The following is a 19,720-nucleotide window of genomic DNA, read 5'->3' on the forward strand; positions in this document are numbered from 1 at the left end:
TGTACATTATAGTACAAAAACAAAACACCCATGGAGATTCCAGATGAAACTGTATTTTTCCCCGCTGGCCTGTTCGCTTGCAACCCGCATCGCCCTCTATGAAGCAGGCGCCCGGGCAGACTATATCCAGGTCGACACCAAGTCGAAAAAACTGCAGGATGGTTCCGATTTCTACCCTGTCAGCGCGCTGGGACAGGTGCCGGTATTGCACACGGATGACGGCTATCTGTTAACCGAAAACACAGCCATCCTGCCCTATGTCGCTGACCTGTTCCCGCAAGCGCAGCTGGCGCCGACGGACCGGCTGCAGCGCGCCAAGATGCAGCAATGGCTGGGCTTCGTCAGCACGGAATTACACAAGGCGGTATTCGTGCCGCTGCTCGACCCGCACGCCACGGAGCCGGTCAAGACTTACGCCCGCGACAAGGCTGGCCTGCGTCTTGGCCACCTGCAAGAGCACTTCGCCAGCCACGAATTCCTGCTCGACCGTTTCAGCGTGGCCGATGCCTATCTGGCGACCGTGCTCAACTGGGCTGCGCACGGCGGCATCGATCTGGCGCAGTGGCCGCGGGTCAAGGATTACTATGGCCGGCAACTGCAGCGGCCGAGCATGGCGCAGGCATTGGCGGAAGAACTCGCGCTGTATCGGGCCAAATCCTGAAGACAATAAAAAAGCCGCGGCCGGCGTACCGGCTGCAGCTTTCTTGAGGACAGGCCTGCTGTCGAGAGCAGGCCTTTGAAGCCTTACTTGCCAGCGATATCCTTGGCTACTTCCTTGGCGTCGCCAAGAGTTTTCTCAATCTTGCCTTCGACCTGCTTTTGCAAGCCCTTGGCCTGCTGTTCCTTGTTGCGGACCAGCTTGCCTGCCTCTTCCTGGATTTTGCCAGCGATATCCTTGCTTACGCCTTTGACTTGATCTTTGTTCATGCTGATTCTCCAATTGGTTGAAATGCTTGCCTGCCGGATTTTGAAATGAACTTGCCGGCAGGGGTTACGACAAAAACCATCATGCAGCTGCGACACCTGCAAGCGCAGGCGCCGCTTTGTCCATGGCGTCAGTGCGCCAGCAGATAGACCACTACCAGCACCACTGCAGGCACGCCAAGAAGCCATGCCAATAAGTATTTGCCCATGTCAGTCCTCCTTGTCTGGTGGTCCACTGGCGGCGGGAAAATGCGGATGCATTCTCTCTTGCCATGGAAGAATAGTAATAAACCCCGCCATCGTCCGATATCAGCGCAACCCCAATCCGCTTGTAGGAAACGAGGAAGCCGCTTGCATCGGAGTTTGCCTGCGGTTGGGCCGCCAGCGCCGTAAAAATGCGCCCCCACCCCTATGTGGCTCAACGAACAGAACAAGCAGCAACAACCGGATAGAGTAAGCACATCTTCCCTGCCGGGTTCCGAACCTAGGAAGTTCAAGCTTGGCGATAAGTACGCCGCGTGCTTTGAAGTCGGCATCGTTTTACGTGCAGCATGATCGTAAAACGCAGGCGTACATATCGGACTACCGGGGCTGGCGGTCGGGAAACATACCAGCACCACTCTGCCGCATCCGGCGCTATCGCTCTCAACCAGACACAACACGCAAGGCAAAGCCCGTAAAGGGTGCTATCTTGCTTTATCTCGCCTCGATCACCCGCCACGCTGGCCGCTTGCATGCAAGCCGGTCCAGCGACTTCAAGGAGCCGCCGTATGAATCCCTCCCCCTCGATGTCACTTGCGACACGCGACAATCTATGCGTCAACACCTTGCGCTTTCTCTCGGTAGATGCGGTGCAACAAGCCAACAGCGGCCATCCCGGCCTGCCGCTGGGCGCCGCGCCGATGGCCTATGTGCTGTGGACAGGCTTTCTGAAACACCATCCCGCCAATCCGCACTGGTTCGATCGCGACCGCTTCATCCTCTCGGCCGGCCATGGTTCGGCGCTGTTGTACAGCCTGCTGCACCTTTGCGGCTACGACTTGCCGCTGGCGCAGCTGCAGCAGTTCCGGCAATGGGGCAGCAGCACGCCTGGCCATCCGGAGCGCGGCCTGACAGCCGGCGTCGAAGTCACCACCGGGCCGCTCGGCCAGGGCTTCGCCAACGGCGTCGGCATGGCCATGGCGGAGGCCAACCTGGCGGCGCGCTACAACCGCCCCGGCCTGGACGTCATCAACCACTATACCTACGGCCTGGTGAGCGACGGCGACCTGATGGAAGGGATTGCTTCGGAAGCCGCTTCGCTGGCAGGCCATCTGCAGCTGAGCAAGCTGATCTATCTGTATGACGACAACCAGGTCACCTTGTCGGCCGGGACCGACATCACGTTCACTGAAGAAAGGCAGCGTCGCTTCGACGCCTACGGCTGGCATACGCAGCTGGTAGAAGACGGCAACGACCTGGCCGCGATCGCCGCGGCGCTGGAGGCAGCACGCGGCGAAAGCGGCCGGCCCTCCTTGATCCTGGTGCGCACCCACCTCGGCTACGGTTCGCCCAACAAGCAAGACAGCTTCGAAGCGCACGGCTCGCCGCTGGGCGTGGAAGAACTGCGCCTGACCAAGCAGAAACTAGGCTGGCCCGAACAGCCTTCCTTCTATATCCCGGAAGAGGCGCGCACGCATTTCCTGGAAGGCATGGCCTCGGGCAGCAAGGCGGAAGCCGCGTGGCAAGAAAAATTTGCCGCCTATCAGGCACAGTTTCCCGAACTCGGGCGCGAACTGCAGCAACTCATGGACCAGGGCGCCAGTGCCCTGCCCGCCGGCTGGGATGCCGACATCCCCATCTTTCCGGCGGACGCCAAGGGCATCTCGACCCGGGTCGCCGGCGGCAAGGTGATGAATGCCATCGCCGCTCATCTGCCTGCGCTGATCGGCGGCTCGGCCGACCTCGATCCTTCAACGTTTACCGCCCTGAAAGGCTACGGCGATTTCGAACCGGCCGCCATCGTCGGCGGCGACCGCCAGGGTTCCGACGCCGGCGGCTGGAGCAGCGCCGGCCGCAACCTGCATTTCGGCGTGCGCGAGCATGCCATGGGGGCCATCATCAACGGCATGGCGGCGCATGGCGGCACCCTGCCTTACGGCGCCACCTTCCTGGTGTTTTCCGACTACATGCGGCCGTCAATCCGGCTGGCGGCCCTGATGGGCCTGCACGTCATCTATGTGTTTACCCACGACAGCATTGCGCTCGGCGAGGACGGCGGCACCCATCAGCCGGTCGAGCAGCTGGCCAGCTTGCGCGCTCTGCCCAACTTGGTCGTGCTGCGCCCGGCCGACGCCAATGAAACCGCGGTGGCCTGGCGCATCGCGGTGCAGACATGCGGTCGGCCGCTGGCGCTGGTGCTAAGCCGGCAAAATCTGCCGACGCTGGATCGCAGCCAGTTCGCCGCCGCCGACGGCGTGCAGCGCGGCGCCTACATCCTGGCCGACGCCCCCAACGGCAAGCCGGACCTGATCCTGATCGCCAGCGGTTCGGAAGTGGCGCTGATCGTCGCCGCCCGCCAGCAACTGTTGGCGCGCAATATTTCAGTGCGTATCGTTTCGATGCCGAGCTGGGAATTATTCGAGGAACAGGAGCAGGCTTACCGCGACCAGGTATTGCCGCCGGCAATCGGCGCCCGGCTGACGGTGGAAGCCGGCGTGTCGCAAGGCTGGCACCGTTATGCCGGTGATCGCGGTGCAGTGCTGGCGCTGGACCATTTCGGCGCCTCCGCCCCGGGCGACGTAGTGATGCGCGAATTCGGCTTCACCGTCGACAACGTCTGCCAGCGCGCGCTGGCGCTGCTGAGTGCTTAAACCGGCGGCAGCCAGCCGCCGCTAAAGCCGGCGCGCTGCAACCCCTTGACGATGTACGGACAGTTGCGCATCAAACGCCACAACATGTCGCTGCGATAGTTTTCGATCATCAGAATGATCGGCCCCTGGTCGATACCGAAATGCCAGGGCGAGACCCAGCCGTAGGGGTTGTCGCAATTACAGGGAAAACTCGGATTGAAAGTGGATTTGAAGCCATACGGATTGCCTGCCTTCAGCCCGACCTGGTGGATAAAATAGTCGATCGTCGGCAGCACGATTTCCGGCGCGAACGGCAGCGAGGACACCACCACCCATGGTGCGATGGTGCCGTCGTCAGGCCCGAGCGGCACGCCGCGCGCCACGTAGTCGTAGAACTCGCGGCGGTTGCCGTTGACATCGAGCACGGCAGGTCCCGGCCCGTCGCTGGCGGTAATCCCCCAACACAGTTCATTGTAACCAGCGAATCCATGCGGATTTTCTATCGCATATTGCTGCTGCACCAGGGTTGCGCGGCGGCTGTTCTCGAAATAGTCGATGCCCTTGGCGCGCATGGCGCCGTCCTGGATACCGCGAAAATCCACCCAGATATGCGACAGCTGGTGCGTAAACAGCGAACCGGCGTAGACGTATTCCATACCGTAGCTCTGCTGCCACTGATAGGCCGCAGCCCAATCCCCATAGCTGTCCGGCGCCAGCGGATGGCTGGGCGAACCCAAGCCCAGCACATACAGCAGCAGCGCCTCGTCATAACCGTTCCAGCGGTTCGGCAAAAAGCCCGACTCCGGCTTCCAGCCCATGGATACCGCGCCGCCGCCATCTTGCGCCCAGGCCCAGTCGGCGCGCAGGTACAAGGCCTCCGCCAGCCGGCGGCATTCCGCCTCATCGGCGCCGGCGCCGTCAAAATAGCAGCCGGCGGTCAGCGCGCCGGCCAGGAAAAACGTCGTGTCGATGGTGGACAGCTCGCACTGCCAGGCGCGGCGGCCGCTTTGCATGTCTAGAAAATGATAGTAGAAACCATGGTAGCCGGTGGCGTCCGGCTCGGGTCCCTGCGGGCTTTCCCAGAAAAACCGCAAGCTCGCCAGCACCCGCTTGAGCGCCGCCGCGCGCGAGATGAAGCCGCGCTCTATCGCCACCGGATAGGCTGCCAGCGCCAGCCCAACGGCGGCGATGCTGGCCGGCCAGTCGGGCGCGGTCTTGTCGATCACCAGTCCGTTGTGCGGATTGGTTTCATGCATGAAGTAGCTGAACGACTCACGCTGCAGCATGTCCAGCTCTGCCGTCTCGCTGAGTATCTTGCGGCTCATTTTGCGGCGGCAGCAGGCGCCGGCGTACCGGCCAGGGCGGCATCGACAATCGCCTGCGCTTCCTGCACGATGCGCTGCAAGTGTTCGGCGCCATGGAAACTCTCGGCGTAGATCTTGTAGATGTCTTCCGTACCGGATGGGCGCGCCGCAAACCAGCCACCCTCGGTCATGACCCGCACGCCGCCGATGGCCGCATCGTTGCCGGGCGCCTTGCTGATGATGTCCTGGATTTTCTCGCCCGCCAGCTCGGTGCTATGGATCTGCTGCGGCGACAAGGCCGCCAGCATCTTCTTTTGCGCTGGCGTGGCGCTGGCTTCTACCCGGGTGCTGAGCGGATCGCCCAGTTCGCTGGCCAGGCGGCGATACACCTCACCCGGATCGTGCCCGCCGCGGGCCGTGATCTCGGCCGCCAGCAAAGCCGGCGCCAGGCCATCCTTGTCGGTGGTCCAGACCGAGCCGTCCAGACGCAGGAAAGTGGCGCCGGCGCTCTCTTCGCCGCCGAAGCCGAGCGAACCGTCGCTCAGGCCGGGCGCAAACCATTTGAAGCCGGCCGGCACTTCATACAGCCGGCGCTTGAGCCTGGCGGCGATGCGGTCGATGATCTGGCTGCTGACCACGGTCTTGCCGACGCCGGCAGCCTGCGGCCACTGGCTGCGGTGCTGGAACAGGTAGTCGATCGCCACCGCCAGGTAGTGATTGGCCGGCAGCAGGCCTGCACTGCGGGTGACGATGCCGTGGCGATCGTGATCGGTGTCGCAGGCAAAGGCGATGTCGTAGCGATCCTTCATTCCCAGCAGGCGCTGCATGGCGTAAGACGATGAAGGATCCATGCGGATGCGGCCGTCCCAGTCGAGCGTCATGAAGCGGAAGGTCGGATCGACCTCGGCGCTGACCACGCTCAGGTTCAGCCGGTAGCGCTCGCCGATGCGCTGCCAGTAATGCACGCCGGCGCCGCCCAGCGGGTCGACGCCGAGATGGATGCCGGCGTCGCGGATCAGCGCCATGTCGATCACCTGGTCGAGTTCATCCACATAGGTATTCAGGTAATCGTAGCGATGCGTGCTGTCCAGCCGCAAGGCTTTCTGCAGCGGCATGCGCTTGACGTCCTTGAGGCCTGCGCGCAGCAGCGCATTGGCCGCGGCCTCGATCCAGCCGGTGACGTCGGTATCGGCGGCGCCGCCGTTGGGCGGGTTGTACTTGAAGCCGCCGTCTTCCGGCGGGTTGTGCGAAGGCGTGATGACGATGCCGTCCGCCAGGCCGCTTTGGCGGCCGCGGTTATATTTGATGATCGCGTGCGATACGGCCGGCGTCGGCGTGTACTCGTCGCCTTCGGCCAGCATGATGTCGACGCCATTGGCCGCCAGCACTTCGACCGCGCTGGTGCAGGCCGGCACCGACAAGGCATGGGTATCGATGCCGATGAACAGCGGCCCGCTGATGCCTTGCTTGCTGCGATAGGCGCAGATTGCCTGGCTGATCGCCAGCACATGCGCTTCGTTAAAACTGCAGTCGAAGGAAGAGCCGCGATGGCCCGAAGTGCCGAAAGCGACGCTCTGCTCGGCGACCTCCGGATCGGGGATATTGCTGTAATAGGCGGAGACCAGCTTCGGCACATCCACCAGCAAGGCCGTTGGAGCCGGCTTGCCGGCCAGTGGGCTGATTTTCATGACAGTGCTCCTGACAGGTCGGGGTTGCGTGGCGCAACCCCGGCTAGGGACACGCCACGTCTGGCACTCAATCGGGCTTGGCCGGCTTTTCCACGTGGCCGCCGAATCCTTGCCGCATGGCTGACAGCACCTTGTTGGAAAAATCGTCTTCACCGCGCGAACTGAAGCGCGCGAACAAGGCCGCGCTCAGGATAGGCACCGGCACCGCTTCATCGACCGCGGCATTGATGGTCCACCTGCCCTCGCCCGAATCGGCGACATGGCCGGCATAGTTTTCCAGCGTCGGATCTTTCAGCAGCGCACCGGCGGTAAGATCCAGCAGCCACGAACCGATCACGCTGCCGCGCCGCCACAACTCAGTAATTTCGGGCAGGTCGAGATCGTACTGATAGTGCTCCGGATGGCGCAGCGGCGTGGTTTCCGCATCGGCCACGCTACCCTGCTTGCCGACATTGGCGTGGCGCAGGATATTCAAGCCTTCGGCGTAAGCGCCCATCATGCCGTACTCGATGCCGTTATGAACCATCTTGACGAAATGGCCGGCGCCATGCGGGCCGCAGTGCAGATAGCCTTGCTCGGCGCTGCTGCCGTTCTTGTTGCGGCCAGGCGTAGGCGCGGCCGCCGCGGCGCCTGGCGCCAGCGTAGCAAAAATCGGCGCCAGATGCGCAACCACCTCCTTTTCGCCGCCGATCATCAGGCAGTAGCCACGCTCAAAGCCGGCGACGCCGCCGCTGGTGCCGACATCGACATAATGCAGCCGCCTGGCTTTCAGTTCGGCGCCACGGCGGATGTCGTCATGGTAGTAGGAATTGCCGCCGTCGATCACGATATCGCCGGCTTCCAGCAAAGGCAGCAGCAGCGCCAGGTTTTCATCCACCACCGCGGCCGGCAGCATCAGCCACAGCACGCGCGGCGTGCTCAGCTGGCTGACCAGGTCCTGCAGCGACGAGGCGCCCACCGCGCCCGGATGCACCGCCGCCTTGACGGCGTCCGGATGCAAGTCATACACCACGCACTGGTGGTCACCCGTGGTCAAGCGCCTGACCATATTGGCGCCCATGCGCCCCAAACCAATCATGCCAAGTTGCATCCTGCTCTCCTTGCTGAATAAATATGACGACAGCAGCCATGTTACCTGCTGCCGTTTTTTATGTCTTTTGTTATGCCTTTTGTTATGTCTTTTATTCCGCAGACTGTTGCCTTTGACTGCTTCAGTGCATTTCTTTTCAGTGCACTTCTTTCTTGCGGCCTTTTTCTATCAGCGCAATGGCGTAAGTGCGCGCCTCGGCTTCCGCTTCCTTTTCGCTGGCGAAGACGCTGTCGACCGCCACCCGCTGCGACGGAAAGATATCGTTTCTATGCATGGGATTGCAGGAAGGCGCGTAGATGACCAGGTTGGCGACCCAGCCTTCGCTGTCAGGCAATTGCAGCCCGGAACACTCGATTTCGTACTCACCAATTGTTTCTGAATGCATGGCAGTCTCCAGACGGTAGCGGGGAAAATCAGACGGCATCCACCGCATCTTGCATGCGGCAGACAATCACTAAAGCGCTTCCGATCAGATCACGTTTTTCCAACTTTCACTACTGTAAACAGTTGCAGCACAAGCGCGTGTCCGACAACGCCGCATTCGCCTGTAGGAAAAGCGAACCCGCGCCAATCTTCCCATAAATTTCTGTACTCCCAGGCCAGTGTATATGAAGTCCGCGCCGGCGTGTCGCGCCCTGCCGTTTGCCGCAGCGGCCGTCGCTGCGGTTCAGTACGGCAGCGCACAGACCCGGCCATGTTTTAACCCTAAAGTGGAAGCACAGGGAATCCGGATTATCCATTCCCGCCGCAAGTATCAAGACGATGCCTGCTTTTTCAAACTACTACAAGGAGCACAGCATGAGCACCATCTTACTGATCATCCTGATCCTCATCCTGGTCGGCGCCTTGCCGACCTGGCCGCACAGCCGCAGCTGGGGCTATGGGCCGAGCGGCATCTCCGGCCTGCTGGTCATCATCCTGATAGTGATGCTGCTCACCGGCCATCTATGACCAAAGCACGGCGTCAGCTGTAACGAAAAAGTGGCGCTGCATGCGCCACTTTTTTCATGCTTGCCGGCAGATCACCTCTTCGTCATTATCACGCCGACCAGGAATCCCACGCCAGCCGCTGCAGCCAATGCCTGCCATGGATTTTCCTTGACATACTGCTCGGCCGTATCGGCCGCTTCCTTGCCGGCGTCGACGGCAACGGCTTGCGCCTCCTGCGCCGCCACCAGCGCGCTGTCCAGCATGCGCATGGCGCGTGCGCGCAATTCATCAGCCTTGTCGCCGGTCAATGCAGCCGCTGCCTGAAACAAGGCTTGCGAATCCTGGACCAGCACCTTCACATCGCGGTTGACCGCTCTCAGATTTTTCTCTAACAAGATAGACTCCTTAAAATAAATGATAGGTAAGCCGGATCGCAGCCGAGCTGCGGCCGGCGCCTGCAACGGGTAAGACTCAATTCAACATATCGCGCATATCGTCAGCGTGCTCTTCTTCCTTGGCCATGATGCCGACCAGCATCTGGCGCGTGGTCGGATCGCTGTCGCCGATCTTTTCCAGCATCTGGCGATAAGACTCGATCGCGACCCGTTCGGCAATCAGGTTGGCCTTGATCATGGCCTTGACATCCTTGGCGTCGTCGTACTCCGCATGGCTGCGCTCAGCCAGCGACGCCGGGTTGAAATCGGGTTCGCCGTTAAGCTGCACGATACGCTCAGCAATCTGGTCGGCGTGGCCCTGCTCTTCCAGCGCATGCTCCAGGAATTCGGCCTTGACCGGCCCGTTCTCGCGGCCGGCGACGGTGTAGTAGTGGCGCTTGTAGCGCAGCACGCAGACCAGCTCGGTCGCCAGCGCACCGTTCAGCAGCGCGATCACTGCCTTGCGATCGCCGCGATAGCCGGCGGTCACGGCGCCGTCGTCCATGTTTTTTGCAGCAGCGCGTATCGCTGCGGTATCGATGCCTGATGCACCATTCTGTTTCGCTTGTTGCATGATGTGTTCTCCGTCAAATGGGGTGGGAAGGGCTGGGGCAAGACAGCGGCCGGATGGCGCTGCCACGGATCTCTAGGGTTCATTTATAGAACTTTCCCGCCGCCGGATCGGTACGCTGACACACATAGCGCTGATTTTAAGCCGCGCGCAGCTTTCCGGCCCGGCCACCGGCAAGCTGTGTGTGGCGGCGCACAGACCGCTGCCGTCTTGCCGCCTACCCTTGCTGCAATCGGCGCGCGGGATTAAGCGTGGGCCTCAAACAGGGCATATATGGCAAATTCGGCATCCAGGCAGTCATGGATAAAAAAACTCGGCCCAGGCTTGATCACCGGCGCCGCCGACGATGATCCGAGCGGGATCGCGACCTATTCCCAGTCAGGCGCGCAATTCGGCTTCAACCTGCTGTGGACGCTGTTCCTGACTTACCCGCTGATGGTAGGCATACAGGTCATCAGCGCCAGGATCGGCCGCGTCAGCGGCCACGGCCTCGCCACCAATATCCGCCTGCACTATCCGGCCTGGCTGCTGTACGGCATCGTCGGGCTGCTGCTGGTGGCGAACACCATCAATATCGCAGCCGATGTCGCCGCCATGGGCGAAGCCCTGACGCTGCTGACAGGCGGACCCGCCCATCTGTATGCGCTGGGCTTCGGCGCGCTGTCGCTGTTACTGCAGGTATTCATTCCCTACAACCGCTATGTGCGCCTGTTGAAATGGCTGACGCTGGCATTGCTGGCCTATGTCGGCACGGCATTCGTGGTGCACACGCCCTGGACCGAAGTGTTCACAAAAACCGTATGGCCGCAGCTGTCCTGGAAACCGGCCTATATCACCACCGTGGTGGCGGTGTTCGGCACCACGATCAGCCCTTACCTGTTTTTCTGGCAAGCTTCGCAGGAAGTCGAAGACATGCAGGCGCAAGCCGGAGCAAAAGCGCTGAAAGACGCACCGGAGCAGGCCAGCGCGAATTTCAGCAGGATCAGGACAGACACGGTCATCGGCATGGGATTTTCCAACATCGTCGCCTATTTCATCATGCTGACCACCGCCGTGTCGCTCGGCATGCATGGCATTACCGACATCCAGACCTCGGCCCAGGCCGCTACCGCGCTGCGGCCGATTGCCGGCGAATTTGCCTTCGTCCTGTTCAGCGCCGGCATTATCGGCACCGGACTGCTGGCGGTGCCGGTGCTGGCCGGCTCGGCAGCCTACGCCATGGCAGGTGCTTTCCACTGGCACAACAGCCTGGAAATGAAGCCGCTGCTGGCAAAGAAGTTCTACGGCATCATCGCCGTCTCCACCACCATCGGGGTAATGCTGTGTTTTACGCCGATCGATCCGATCAAGGCCTTGTACTGGAGCGCGGTGATCAACGGCGTGATATCGGTCCCCATCATGGCTGTCATGATGCTGATGGCGGCCAACTCCGCCATCATGGGGCGCTTCGTCATCGGCAGGAAACTCAAGGCGCTGGGATGGATCGGCACCGGCGCCATGACGCTGGCGGTGCTGACAATGTTCATGACATTTGGACAATGACATCCGCGACGGCAAACAAAAATCCCTGGCGATCGACTGACCGCCAGGGATTTTTCCGGCCCCGGCGCTGCCGGCGGCCATGACTTCACACGGTTATCAGTTTCCCAACAACATCTGCAGGATGATGCCGGTGGATATCGCCACCAGGACGTAGTCGCCGCCGGTCTGCACCCAATGATAGCCGCGCGGCGGCGCACTCAGGTGGTGGCCGCGCCAGTCGTCGACTACATATTGACGATCGCGGTATTCAGGCGGCAGCCGCTGGCCGCGGTAGAACGCGTGGTCAGGACCAGCACCGCGCTCGTCGCGGCGCTGGTCATTGTGATTGCCGCGATCCGGCTGACGGCCACGATCGTCACGGTGGTCCTGATCGTCACGGCGGTCCGGCCGGTCGTCGCGATGTTGCTGATCGTAACCCGGCACGGGCCGGTCAAGTCCCTGGCCGAATGCCAGGCTACCCGTGATCAGCGACATTGCCATGATGGCGGAGGCAACTGTTTTCGCTGCTGTTTTCTTTTCCATGCTGGGCTCCAGTGTGTGTGACGCTTCGATGTTCTTGCGTCCGGCGCCGAATCGTTCTCGGCTTATATGCAGGATAGGCTCGCTGATGCAGGCATTCCGTACGCCAGCGCACACAAGCAGCGGTTCGCCTGCAAATAGCTTTCCATTCCTGCAACACATCATATTACCGTGCTATGTGTCCCAGCGCACCGAACCGTAGCGGCAAGTGCCGTAGCCTGAGCAGCATACATAGCGTGCCGGAAAACCATCCCGGGACTATGCGTGCAGGTCGGCAGAAGATGCGGTCTTGCAGTAGCGCCGGCCCGATCCGCCGCCGCGATCCTGATCGCCAGAGACTGATCAAATCTGGATCACTGCACACAATACCGTGGGTAGTTTTGATAGGCTACACAAAGGAAATCATCATGAAATATCCAGCATACTTCATCGCCGCTCTGTCGGCGTTCGCATTGGCGGGCTGCTTCACCATGCCGGCAGGTCCTGCCGGCCCTCCGGGAGCCACCGGCGCCACCGGATATACCGGCGCGACCGGCTATACAGGTGCGACTGGCCATCCCGGCGCCACCGGCGGTACAGGTGCGACTGGCGACACCGGCGCTACCGGCGATACTGGCGCAACCGGTTACACCGGGGCGACTGGCTATACCGGCGCTACCGGCAGCACAGGAGCTCGCGGCAATACCGGCGCGACTGGCACTTCAAAAGGTGAAACCGTAGTGGTAGTACCGGCGCGCTAACCTCCTCCTGGCGGGCTTCAAGCGCTTGCTTGGAGCTTCGCCCGGGAATCTGCTACCCTGTAAGGCGTAGGACGGTCCGCAGGTCAGTGATCCGCGCTCGCCAGTACTTACGCATCTCCCTTACGGGCCAAATCTCTACCGTCCCCTGTCGAACGTCTTCTCCTGACGCGGCGCCCCGCCGCTTGCCAGAAGCGATATCCGGCAGGGCCAGAACCAGACCGCCACCACCTCGCCTGCACCCCGCGGCCCTGTTCTCTTCGTTAAAAAAATAGAAACGGCCGAATTGAAAACAGACCACAAATCCGTATTCGATTACTTCCTCGCCATCAAAACCGCGCTGCGCTCAGACAGCGGCGGCGGCCGCGATGACGACGAGCTGCCCTTGCGCGCCGAATTGTTCAGCGCCTTGCAGATGGAACAGCATGGCCGGATCCTGGCAAACGCGCACAAGCTCAGCCCCGAACGCGGCCGCGACCAGCTGCTGGCGCGCCTGGCCGAGAATGAAGCCGTGATCATCGATGCCTGCAGCCAGCTGACCGAGGCCATCAAGACCGGCCGCCAGGTGACGCCGGCGGCGGAATGGCTGCTCGACAACTTCTACCTGATCGAAGAACAAATACGCACCGCCAAGCGGCATCTGCCGAAAAACTACAGCCGTGAATTGCCGCGTCTGCTGCGCGGCAATTCCGCCGGACGTCCCCGTGTATACGACATCGCGCTGGAAACCATTTCGCACGGCGACGGCCGCGTCGACCCGGAAAATCTGAGCCGCTTCGTTGCCGCTTACCAGCAGGTGACGCCGCTGACGCTGGGCGAGCTGTGGGCGATTCCTATCATGCTGCGCCTGGCCCTGATCGAAAACCTGCGCCGGGTCGCCGCCCATCTGGCGCAGACCCGCCTCAACCGCAACCTGGCGGATTCCTGGGCCGATGCGATGGCGGAAAGCGCCGAGAACGATCCCAGCAACCTGATCCTGCTGGTGGCCGACATGGCGCGCTCCAATCCGCCGCTTGACAGTTCTTTCGTGGCCGAGCTGGTGCGGCGCCTGCAAGGACAAAGCCCGGCCTTGACGCTGCCCATGACCTGGCTGTCGCAACGCCTGACCGAATCCGGCCAGACCATTGAACAACTGGTCCAATCCGAAACCCAGCAGCAGGCCGCCGACCAGGTTTCGATCAGCAACAGCATCGGCAGCCTGCGCTTCCTGAGCGCCATGGACTGGCGCGAATTCGTCGAAACCATGAGCGCGGTCGACCATATCTTGCGCAAGGACCCGAGCGACGTCTATACCCGCATGGATTTCGCCACGCGCGACTGCTACCGCCACGTCGTCGAAAAACTCGCCAAGTACAGCAGCATGTCCGAAATCGGGATTGCGCAACAGGCGCTGCAGCTGGCGGCAGCCAAAATGCAGCCGGGCGGCAGCGAAACGCGCAGCAGCCATGTCGGTTATTTCCTGGTAGGCAAAGGCTTGCCGCAGCTAGAGGCGGCCGCCGCATTCAATCCGCCCTGGCGCGACCGCCTGCGCAGCGCCGGTCGCGATTCACCGTTGGCGGTGTACCTCGTCAGCATTCTGCTGCTGAGCCTGCTGGCGGTCGGCCTGGTGTTGGCCAAAGCCGTCGATGACGGCGTTGGCGCCCGGCTGCTGGCCATGCTGGGGATCATCACCCTGCTGGCCGCCAGCCAGCTGGCGCTGGCCATGGTCAACTGGTTCACCACGCTGATCACGGTGCCGCGACCGCTGCCGCGCATGGATTTTTCGGAAGGCATACCGCGTGAATCGCGCACGCTGGTCGTCGTTCCCACCATGCTGTTCACCCTGCAAAACATCGATGAGCTGACCGAGACCTTGGAAGTACGCTATCTCGCCAACCGCGACGACAACCTGCGTTTTTGCCTGCTGACCGATTTTGCCGACGCCGCCAGCGAAAACCTGCCGGAAGACGGCAGCCTGCTGGAACACATCGCGCACAACATTACCGAACTGAACCAGAAGTACCAGCAGGAAGACAGCAAAAAATACAGCAAAGCCCACGATGACCGTTTCCTGCTGCTGCATCGTCCGCGCCGCTGGAACCCACAGGAAAAATCCTGGATGGGCTACGAACGCAAGCGCGGCAAGCTGGCCGACCTGAATGCCTTCCTGCGCGGCGGCGAAACGGATATCTACTCGCTGATCGTCGGCGATACCGACGGCCTCAGCAACGTTCGCTACGTCATTACCCTGGATACCGATACGGAACTGCCGCGCGACGCCGCCAGGCAGTTCGTCGCCACCATGGCACATCCGCTGAACCGGCCGCTGTATGACGCCGGCCGCGAGCGCGTGGTGGACGGCTACGGCATCCTGCAGCCGCGGGTGGCGGTCAGCCTGCCCAGCACGGCGGCATCGCGCTACGAGCTGCTGTGCGGCGGCGAGATTGGCATCGATCCCTATACCCGCACGGTATCCGATGTGTACCAGGACGTGTTCGGCGAAGGCTCTTTCGTCGGCAAGGGCATCTACGACATCGATGCCTTTGAGCAGGCATTGGGCAACCGCATGCCGGAAAACCGCGTGCTCAGCCACGATTTGCTGGAAGGCTGCTATGCCCGCGCCGGCCTGCTGAGCGATGTCCAGCTGTATGAACAATACCCGTCCCGCTACAGCGCCGACGTACGGCGCCGCCATCGCTGGATACGCGGCGACTGGCAGATAGCTTCCTGGCTGCTGCCGAGCGTGCCGGGGGTGCGCGATGCGGCGAGCGGCAAGATCGTGCGCCACCGCAATCCGCTGTCGGCCCTGTCGCGCTGGAAACTGTTCGACAATCTGCGCCGCAGCATGGTGGCCCCGGCGCTGACGGCATTGCTGCTGGCCGGCTGGCTGCTGCTGCCGTCGGCCTGGTTCTGGAGCTGCGTGGTGCTGGCGATCATCCTGATCCCGTCGATCTGCGCCAGCATCATCAGCCTGTTGCGCAAACCGGCCGACGTCCTGCTGCGCCAGCATTTTTCCGCCACCCTGAAAGCCGCCGGCCAGCATTTCAGCCACGCCGCGCTGACCCTGATTTTTCTGCCCTATGAAGCAGCCGTCAATCTCGACGCCGTGATCCGCACCCAGTGGCGGATACTGGTGTCGCACAAAAAACTGCTGGAATGGCAACCCTCCAGCGAGGCCAGCCGCCAGTCCGGCAACGGACTGCTTTCCTATTACCGCGCCATGTGGATCGCCCCAGCCATGGCGGCTGCGCTTGCACTCTACTTGAGCATCGGCCGGCCGCAGGCGCTGGAAGCCGCCGCCGCGATCCTGCTGCTGTGGCTGGCGTCGCCTTTCGTCGCTTACTGGATCAGCCAGCCGATCAGCCGCCGCCAGGCGCAGCTGAGCAACGAGCAGACACAGTTCCTGCACTCGCTGTCGCGCAAGATCTGGCTTTTTTTTGAAACCTATGTCGGCCCGGAAGACAACTGGCTGCCGCTCGACAATGTCCAGGAACACCCGGTCGCCGTGGTGGCGCGGCGCACTTCGCCGACCAATATCGGCCTGTCGCTGCTGGCCAACCTGGCGGCCTATGATTTCGGCTACATCCCGGCCGGCCAACTGATCATTCGCACGCAAAACACCTTCCAGACTCTGGGAGCGCTGGAGCGTTACCAAGGCCATTTCTACAACTGGTACGACACCCAGTACCTGAAACCGCTGCATCCGATCTACGTCTCGACCGTGGACAGCGGCAATCTGGCGGGCCACCTGCTGACCCTGCGCCCGGGCCTGGAAGGCTTGCTGGACAGCGCCATCATCGGCGCCCGCGTCTTTCCGGGCCTGCGCGACACTTATGAAATCCTGCGCGACACTGCTGGCGGCGGCCCGCTGGCCAAGCTGGTTCAGTTCGAACGAGACCTGGATTTCGCCTGTCAATCCGTTCCCGTCACATTGACCGTCGCCCACGATTTCCTGCTGCGATTAAGCCAATGCGCGGCCAGCTTTGTCGCCGGTCTTGACACCGTGCCCGACACCCAGCTCAATGTCTGGGCGCGCGCGCTCGCCAGCCAGTGCCGCGAAGCGCTGGCGGAACTCGATCAGCTGACGCCGTGGAACCAGGCGCTGGTTCCGGCCGACTGGCTGGATGACTTCCCGGAACTCGACAGCATCCCGACCTTGCGACAGCTGGCGCGCCTGCATACGGAGCTGACAGAAAAATTCGAGAAAAAACTGGCAGAACACAGCGACCTGAAACAGATCGAACGCCTGTCCACACTACAGCGCCTGCTGGCCGAAGGCAGCCGGCGCGCCAGCGAGAACATCCTGCTGACCGAACAGCTGGCGACCCAGGCGGAAGAATTCGCCAGGATGGAATACGGTTTCCTGTACGATCCTGCCACCCACCTGCTGGCAATCGGTTACAACGTCAGCGAACGCCGGCGCGACGCCAGCTTTTACGACCTGCTGGCCTCGGAAGCCCGCATGACAACCTTCGTCGCCATCGCTCAGGGTCAGTTGCCGCAGGAAAGCTGGTTCGCCCTCGGCCGCCAGTTGACGGTCGCCGGCGGCGAGCCGATCCTGCTGTCATGGAGCGGCTCGATGTTCGAATACCTGATGCCGTTGCTGGTGATGCCGACCTTCGCCAACACCCTGCTGGAACAAACCTACGACTCTGCCATCAAGCGTCAGATCGAGTATGGTGTCCAGCGCAAGGTACCGTGGGGAATTTCAGAATCGGGCTACCACACCTTCGACGCCAGCCTCAACTATCAATACCGCGCCTTCGGCGTCCCGGGCCTCGGTTTCAAGCGTGGCCTGGGCGACGACCTGGTGATTGCGCCGTATGCCTCGATGATGGCGCTGATGGTGGCGCCGGAAGAGGCTTGCAGCAACCTGCAGCAGCTGGCAGCGGAGGGATATGAAGGCGAGTATGGCTTCTTTGAAGCCATCGACTACACACCGTCGCGCCTGCCGCGCGGACAGAACAATGCCGTGATCCGTTCCTTCATGGCGCATCACCAGGGCATGGGCTTCCTGTCGCTGGCCTACCTGCTGCTCGACCGCCCCATGCAAAAGCGCTTTGAATCCTATCCACTATTCCAGGCCACCATGTCCCTGCTCCACGAACGCGTCCCCAAAGCCAGCGCCACTTACTCCAACACCACCGACCTGGCCGACATCCGCACCGCGGCCAGCGACCAGGGCATGCAGATGCGCGTACTGCAACGCCCTGATCCACGCACGCCGGAAGTCCAGCTGCTGTCGAACGGCCGTTATCACGTCATGATCACCAGCGCCGGCGGCAGCCGCAGCCGCTGGAACGATCTGGCGGTGACCCGCTGGCGCGAAGACAGCACGCGCGATAACTGGGGCGCCTTCTGCTACGTACGCGACGTCGCCGAAAGCGGCAATGAAGACGGCGCCTATTTCTGGTCGACCGCCTACCAGCCGACGCTGGCGCCGCCCAAGAACTACGAAGTGATCTTTTCCGAAGGCCGGGCCGAATTCCGCCGGCGCGACAACAATCTCGACATGCACACCGAGATCGTGGTGTCGCAGGAAGACGATATCGAACTGCGCCGCACCCGCATCGTCAACCGTTCACGCATGCGCAGAACCATCGACATCACCAGCTATGCCGAGGTGGTGCTGGCGCCGGCGGCGGCAGACGCCACCCATCCGGCCTTCAGCAACCTGTTCGTACAGACCGAGATCCTCGATCCGCAACGCGCCATCCTGTGCACCCGCCGGCCGCGTTCCATGAACGAGAAGATGCCCTGGATGTTCCACCTGATGGCGATCCACGGCGCCGAGCTGGATGCGGTTTCGTACGAGACCGACCGCATGGAATTCATCGGCCGCGGCAACACCGTAGCGGCGCCGCAAGCCATGCGCAAGCCCGGTCCGCTGGGCGGCAACGCCGGGCCGGTGCTCGACCCGATCGTGGCGATCCGCTGCCAGATCACGCTGGAGCCAGAGCAAGTGGTGACCATCGACATGGTGACCGGCATCGGCGACTCGCGCGATCTGTGCCTCGGCCTGATCGAAAAATACCAGGACCGCCATCTGGCCGACCGCGTGGTCGAACTGTCCTGGCCGCACAGCCAGGTGGTGCTGCGCCAGCTCAACGCCAGCGAAGCCGACGCCCAGCTGTATGGCCGCCTGGCGAACTCGGTAGTGTTCGTCAATCCGCTGCTGCGCGCCAACGCCAGCGTGCTGGTCCGCAATCATCGCGGCCAGTCCGGCCTGTGGGGCTACGCCATTTCCGGCGACCTGCCGATCGTGCTGGTGCAGATCAAGAGCCAGGACAACATCGAGCTGGTGCGGCAGCTGGTGCAAGCCCATGCCTACTGGCGTTCGAAAGGACTGGTGGTCGACCTGGTGATCTGGAATGAAGACCACGCCGGCTATCGCCAGCTGCTGCAGGAACAGATCATGGGCTTGATTTCCTCGGTGACCGGAGCCAATGCGATCGACCGTCCGGGCGGCATTTTCCTGCGCCTGGTGGACCAGATTTCCGACGAAGACCGGATCCTGTTCCAGGCCGTGGCGCGCGTCATCCTGACCGACAGCCGCGGTACGCTGGCCGAGCAGATCAACCGCCGCGATCTGATGGAAATCCGCGTACCGCGCCTGACGCCTACGCTCAGGCCGCAAGCGCTCAGCATCCCGGACGGACTGGCCTTGGCCAGCCGTGAACTGCTCATGGCAAACGGCCTGGGCGGCTTCAGCGCCGACGGCCGCGAATACGTGATCACCACCTCGGCGGGACAAACCACGCCGGCGCCATGGAGCAACGTGATCGCCAATCCACAGTTCGGCACGGTCATTTCAGAAAGCGGCCAGGCTTACACCTGGGGCGAGAACGCCCATGAATTCCGTCTCACGCCCTGGGCCAACGATCCGGTCAGCGACAGCGGCGGCGAAACCTTCTACCTGCGCGACGAAGAAAGCGGCCATTACTGGTCGCCGGCGCCGCTGCCGCGCCGCGGCGCCGGCGACTATGTGACGCGCCATGGCTTCGGCTACAGCGTGTTCGAACACATCGAACAGGGTATCGTTTCCGAACTGACGGTCTATGTCGCCATCGATGCATCTGTCAAGTATTCGGTGCTGCGCGTACGCAACGAATCGGATGCGGTACGCAAGCTGTCCGCCACCGGCTATGCCGAATGGGTGCTGGGCGAGTTG

14 protein-coding genes are annotated in these 19,720 nt (G+C 62.3%); 6 read left to right on the forward strand and 8 right to left on the reverse strand.

The annotated features are described in order from the left end of the window. Nucleotides 1-43 precede the first annotated feature (43 nt). The gene (locus VNZ65_RS20735) at nt 44-661 is read left to right on the forward strand and encodes a glutathione binding-like protein (RefSeq protein ID WP_325672411.1); all 618 of its coding nucleotides are present in this window, start codon (nt 44-46) and stop codon (nt 659-661) included. 83 nt (nt 662-744) lie between these two features. Here the strand turns inward: VNZ65_RS20735 and VNZ65_RS20740 are convergent, their stop codons facing one another. After that, nucleotides 745-927, reverse strand: coding sequence for a CsbD family protein (locus VNZ65_RS20740; protein ID WP_325672412.1), 183 nt, complete (start codon nt 925-927; stop codon nt 745-747). A 767-nt stretch (nt 928-1,694) separates the two neighbouring features. Between VNZ65_RS20740 and tkt the strand changes: the two genes are divergently transcribed. Then, nucleotides 1,695-3,776: a transketolase gene (tkt, locus tag VNZ65_RS20745; RefSeq protein ID WP_325672414.1), complete on the forward strand. Its 2,082-nt coding sequence runs from the start codon at nt 1,695-1,697 to the stop codon at nt 3,774-3,776. Here the strand turns inward: tkt and VNZ65_RS20750 are convergent. From VNZ65_RS20750 to VNZ65_RS20765, 4 genes are all read right to left on the reverse strand, one after another. Further along, nucleotides 3,773-5,080, reverse strand: coding sequence for a glucoamylase family protein (locus VNZ65_RS20750; protein WP_325672416.1), 1,308 nt, complete (start codon nt 5,078-5,080; stop codon nt 3,773-3,775). The genes tkt and VNZ65_RS20750 overlap by 4 nt on opposite strands. Continuing rightward, the gene (pgm, locus tag VNZ65_RS20755) at nt 5,077-6,747 is read right to left on the reverse strand and encodes a phosphoglucomutase (alpha-D-glucose-1,6-bisphosphate-dependent) (protein ID WP_325672418.1); all 1,671 of its coding nucleotides are present in this window, start codon (nt 6,745-6,747) and stop codon (nt 5,077-5,079) included. The genes VNZ65_RS20750 and pgm overlap by 4 nt, the downstream gene beginning before the upstream one ends. A 67-nt stretch (nt 6,748-6,814) precedes the next feature. Beyond that, the gene (gene gnd, locus VNZ65_RS20760; protein WP_325672420.1) at nt 6,815-7,837 is read right to left on the reverse strand and encodes a phosphogluconate dehydrogenase (NAD(+)-dependent, decarboxylating); all 1,023 of its coding nucleotides are present in this window, start codon (nt 7,835-7,837) and stop codon (nt 6,815-6,817) included. 136 nt (nt 7,838-7,973) lie between these two features. After that, complete coding sequence (locus VNZ65_RS20765; RefSeq protein WP_325672422.1) at nt 7,974-8,222, reverse strand: hypothetical protein; 249 nt, start codon at nt 8,220-8,222, stop codon at nt 7,974-7,976. A gap of 413 nt (nt 8,223-8,635) precedes the next feature. On the opposite strand from VNZ65_RS20765, the gene VNZ65_RS20770 reads away from it, so the two are divergent. Beyond that, entirely contained in the window at nt 8,636-8,788 is a 153-nt protein-coding gene (locus VNZ65_RS20770; protein WP_325672424.1) for a DUF3309 domain-containing protein, read from the forward strand. A 71-nt stretch (nt 8,789-8,859) separates the two neighbouring features. Here VNZ65_RS20770 and VNZ65_RS20775 read toward each other — a convergent pair whose 3' ends face one another. Then, nucleotides 8,860-9,162 carry a DUF883 family protein gene (locus VNZ65_RS20775; protein WP_325672426.1) on the reverse strand — a complete coding sequence of 101 codons (303 nt, stop codon included), beginning with the start codon at nt 9,160-9,162 and terminating at the stop codon, nt 8,860-8,862. A gap of 76 nt (nt 9,163-9,238) precedes the next feature. Further along, a complete protein-coding gene (locus VNZ65_RS20780; protein ID WP_325672427.1) occupies nt 9,239-9,775 on the reverse strand; it encodes a ferritin-like domain-containing protein in 537 nt (178 codons plus the stop codon). A gap of 270 nt (nt 9,776-10,045) precedes the next feature. Between VNZ65_RS20780 and VNZ65_RS20785 the strand changes: the two genes are divergently transcribed. Continuing rightward, nucleotides 10,046-11,314: a divalent metal cation transporter gene (locus VNZ65_RS20785; RefSeq protein WP_325672429.1), complete on the forward strand. Its 1,269-nt coding sequence runs from the start codon at nt 10,046-10,048 to the stop codon at nt 11,312-11,314. A 96-nt stretch (nt 11,315-11,410) separates the two neighbouring features. On the opposite strand, the gene VNZ65_RS20790 is transcribed toward VNZ65_RS20785, so the two are convergent. Continuing rightward, nucleotides 11,411-11,836, reverse strand: coding sequence for an RcnB family protein (locus VNZ65_RS20790; protein WP_325672431.1), 426 nt, complete (start codon nt 11,834-11,836; stop codon nt 11,411-11,413). Nucleotides 11,837-12,240: 404 nt separating this feature from the next. Here VNZ65_RS20790 and VNZ65_RS20795 point away from each other — a divergent pair, with 404 nt between their 5' ends. After that, entirely contained in the window at nt 12,241-12,573 is a 333-nt protein-coding gene (locus tag VNZ65_RS20795; protein ID WP_325672433.1) for a hypothetical protein, read from the forward strand. 283 nt (nt 12,574-12,856) lie between these two features. Continuing rightward, on the forward strand, nt 12,857-19,720 hold a 6,864-nt coding region (locus tag VNZ65_RS20800), incomplete at its 3' end, for a glucoamylase family protein (protein ID WP_325672435.1).

It is taken from the genome of Collimonas sp. (genome assembly GCF_035566555.1).
GTDB lineage: Bacteria > Pseudomonadota > Gammaproteobacteria > Burkholderiales > Burkholderiaceae_D > Collimonas.

Bases quoted from the DNA above. Each gene is read 5' to 3' on its own strand.
- VNZ65_RS20735 (WP_325672411.1), top strand. From the start codon at position 44: ATGAAACTGTATTTTTCCCCGCTGGCCTGTTCGCTTGCAACCCGCATC.
- VNZ65_RS20740 (WP_325672412.1), bottom strand. From the start codon at position 927: ATGAACAAAGATCAAGTCAAAGGCGTAAGCAAGGATATCGCTGGCAAA.
- tkt (WP_325672414.1), top strand. From the start codon at position 1,695: ATGAATCCCTCCCCCTCGATGTCACTTGCGACACGCGACAATCTATGC.
- VNZ65_RS20750 (WP_325672416.1), bottom strand. From the start codon at position 5,080: ATGAGCCGCAAGATACTCAGCGAGACGGCAGAGCTGGACATGCTGCAG.
- pgm (WP_325672418.1), bottom strand. From the start codon at position 6,747: ATGAAAATCAGCCCACTGGCCGGCAAGCCGGCTCCAACGGCCTTGCTG.
- gnd (WP_325672420.1), bottom strand. From the start codon at position 7,837: ATGCAACTTGGCATGATTGGTTTGGGGCGCATGGGCGCCAATATGGTC.
- VNZ65_RS20765 (WP_325672422.1), bottom strand. From the start codon at position 8,222: ATGCATTCAGAAACAATTGGTGAGTACGAAATCGAGTGTTCCGGGCTG.
- VNZ65_RS20770 (WP_325672424.1), top strand. From the start codon at position 8,636: ATGAGCACCATCTTACTGATCATCCTGATCCTCATCCTGGTCGGCGCC.
- VNZ65_RS20780 (WP_325672427.1), bottom strand. From the start codon at position 9,775: ATGCAACAAGCGAAACAGAATGGTGCATCAGGCATCGATACCGCAGCG.
- VNZ65_RS20785 (WP_325672429.1), top strand. From the start codon at position 10,046: ATGGCAAATTCGGCATCCAGGCAGTCATGGATAAAAAAACTCGGCCCA.
- VNZ65_RS20790 (WP_325672431.1), bottom strand. From the start codon at position 11,836: ATGGAAAAGAAAACAGCAGCGAAAACAGTTGCCTCCGCCATCATGGCA.
- VNZ65_RS20795 (WP_325672433.1), top strand. From the start codon at position 12,241: ATGAAATATCCAGCATACTTCATCGCCGCTCTGTCGGCGTTCGCATTG.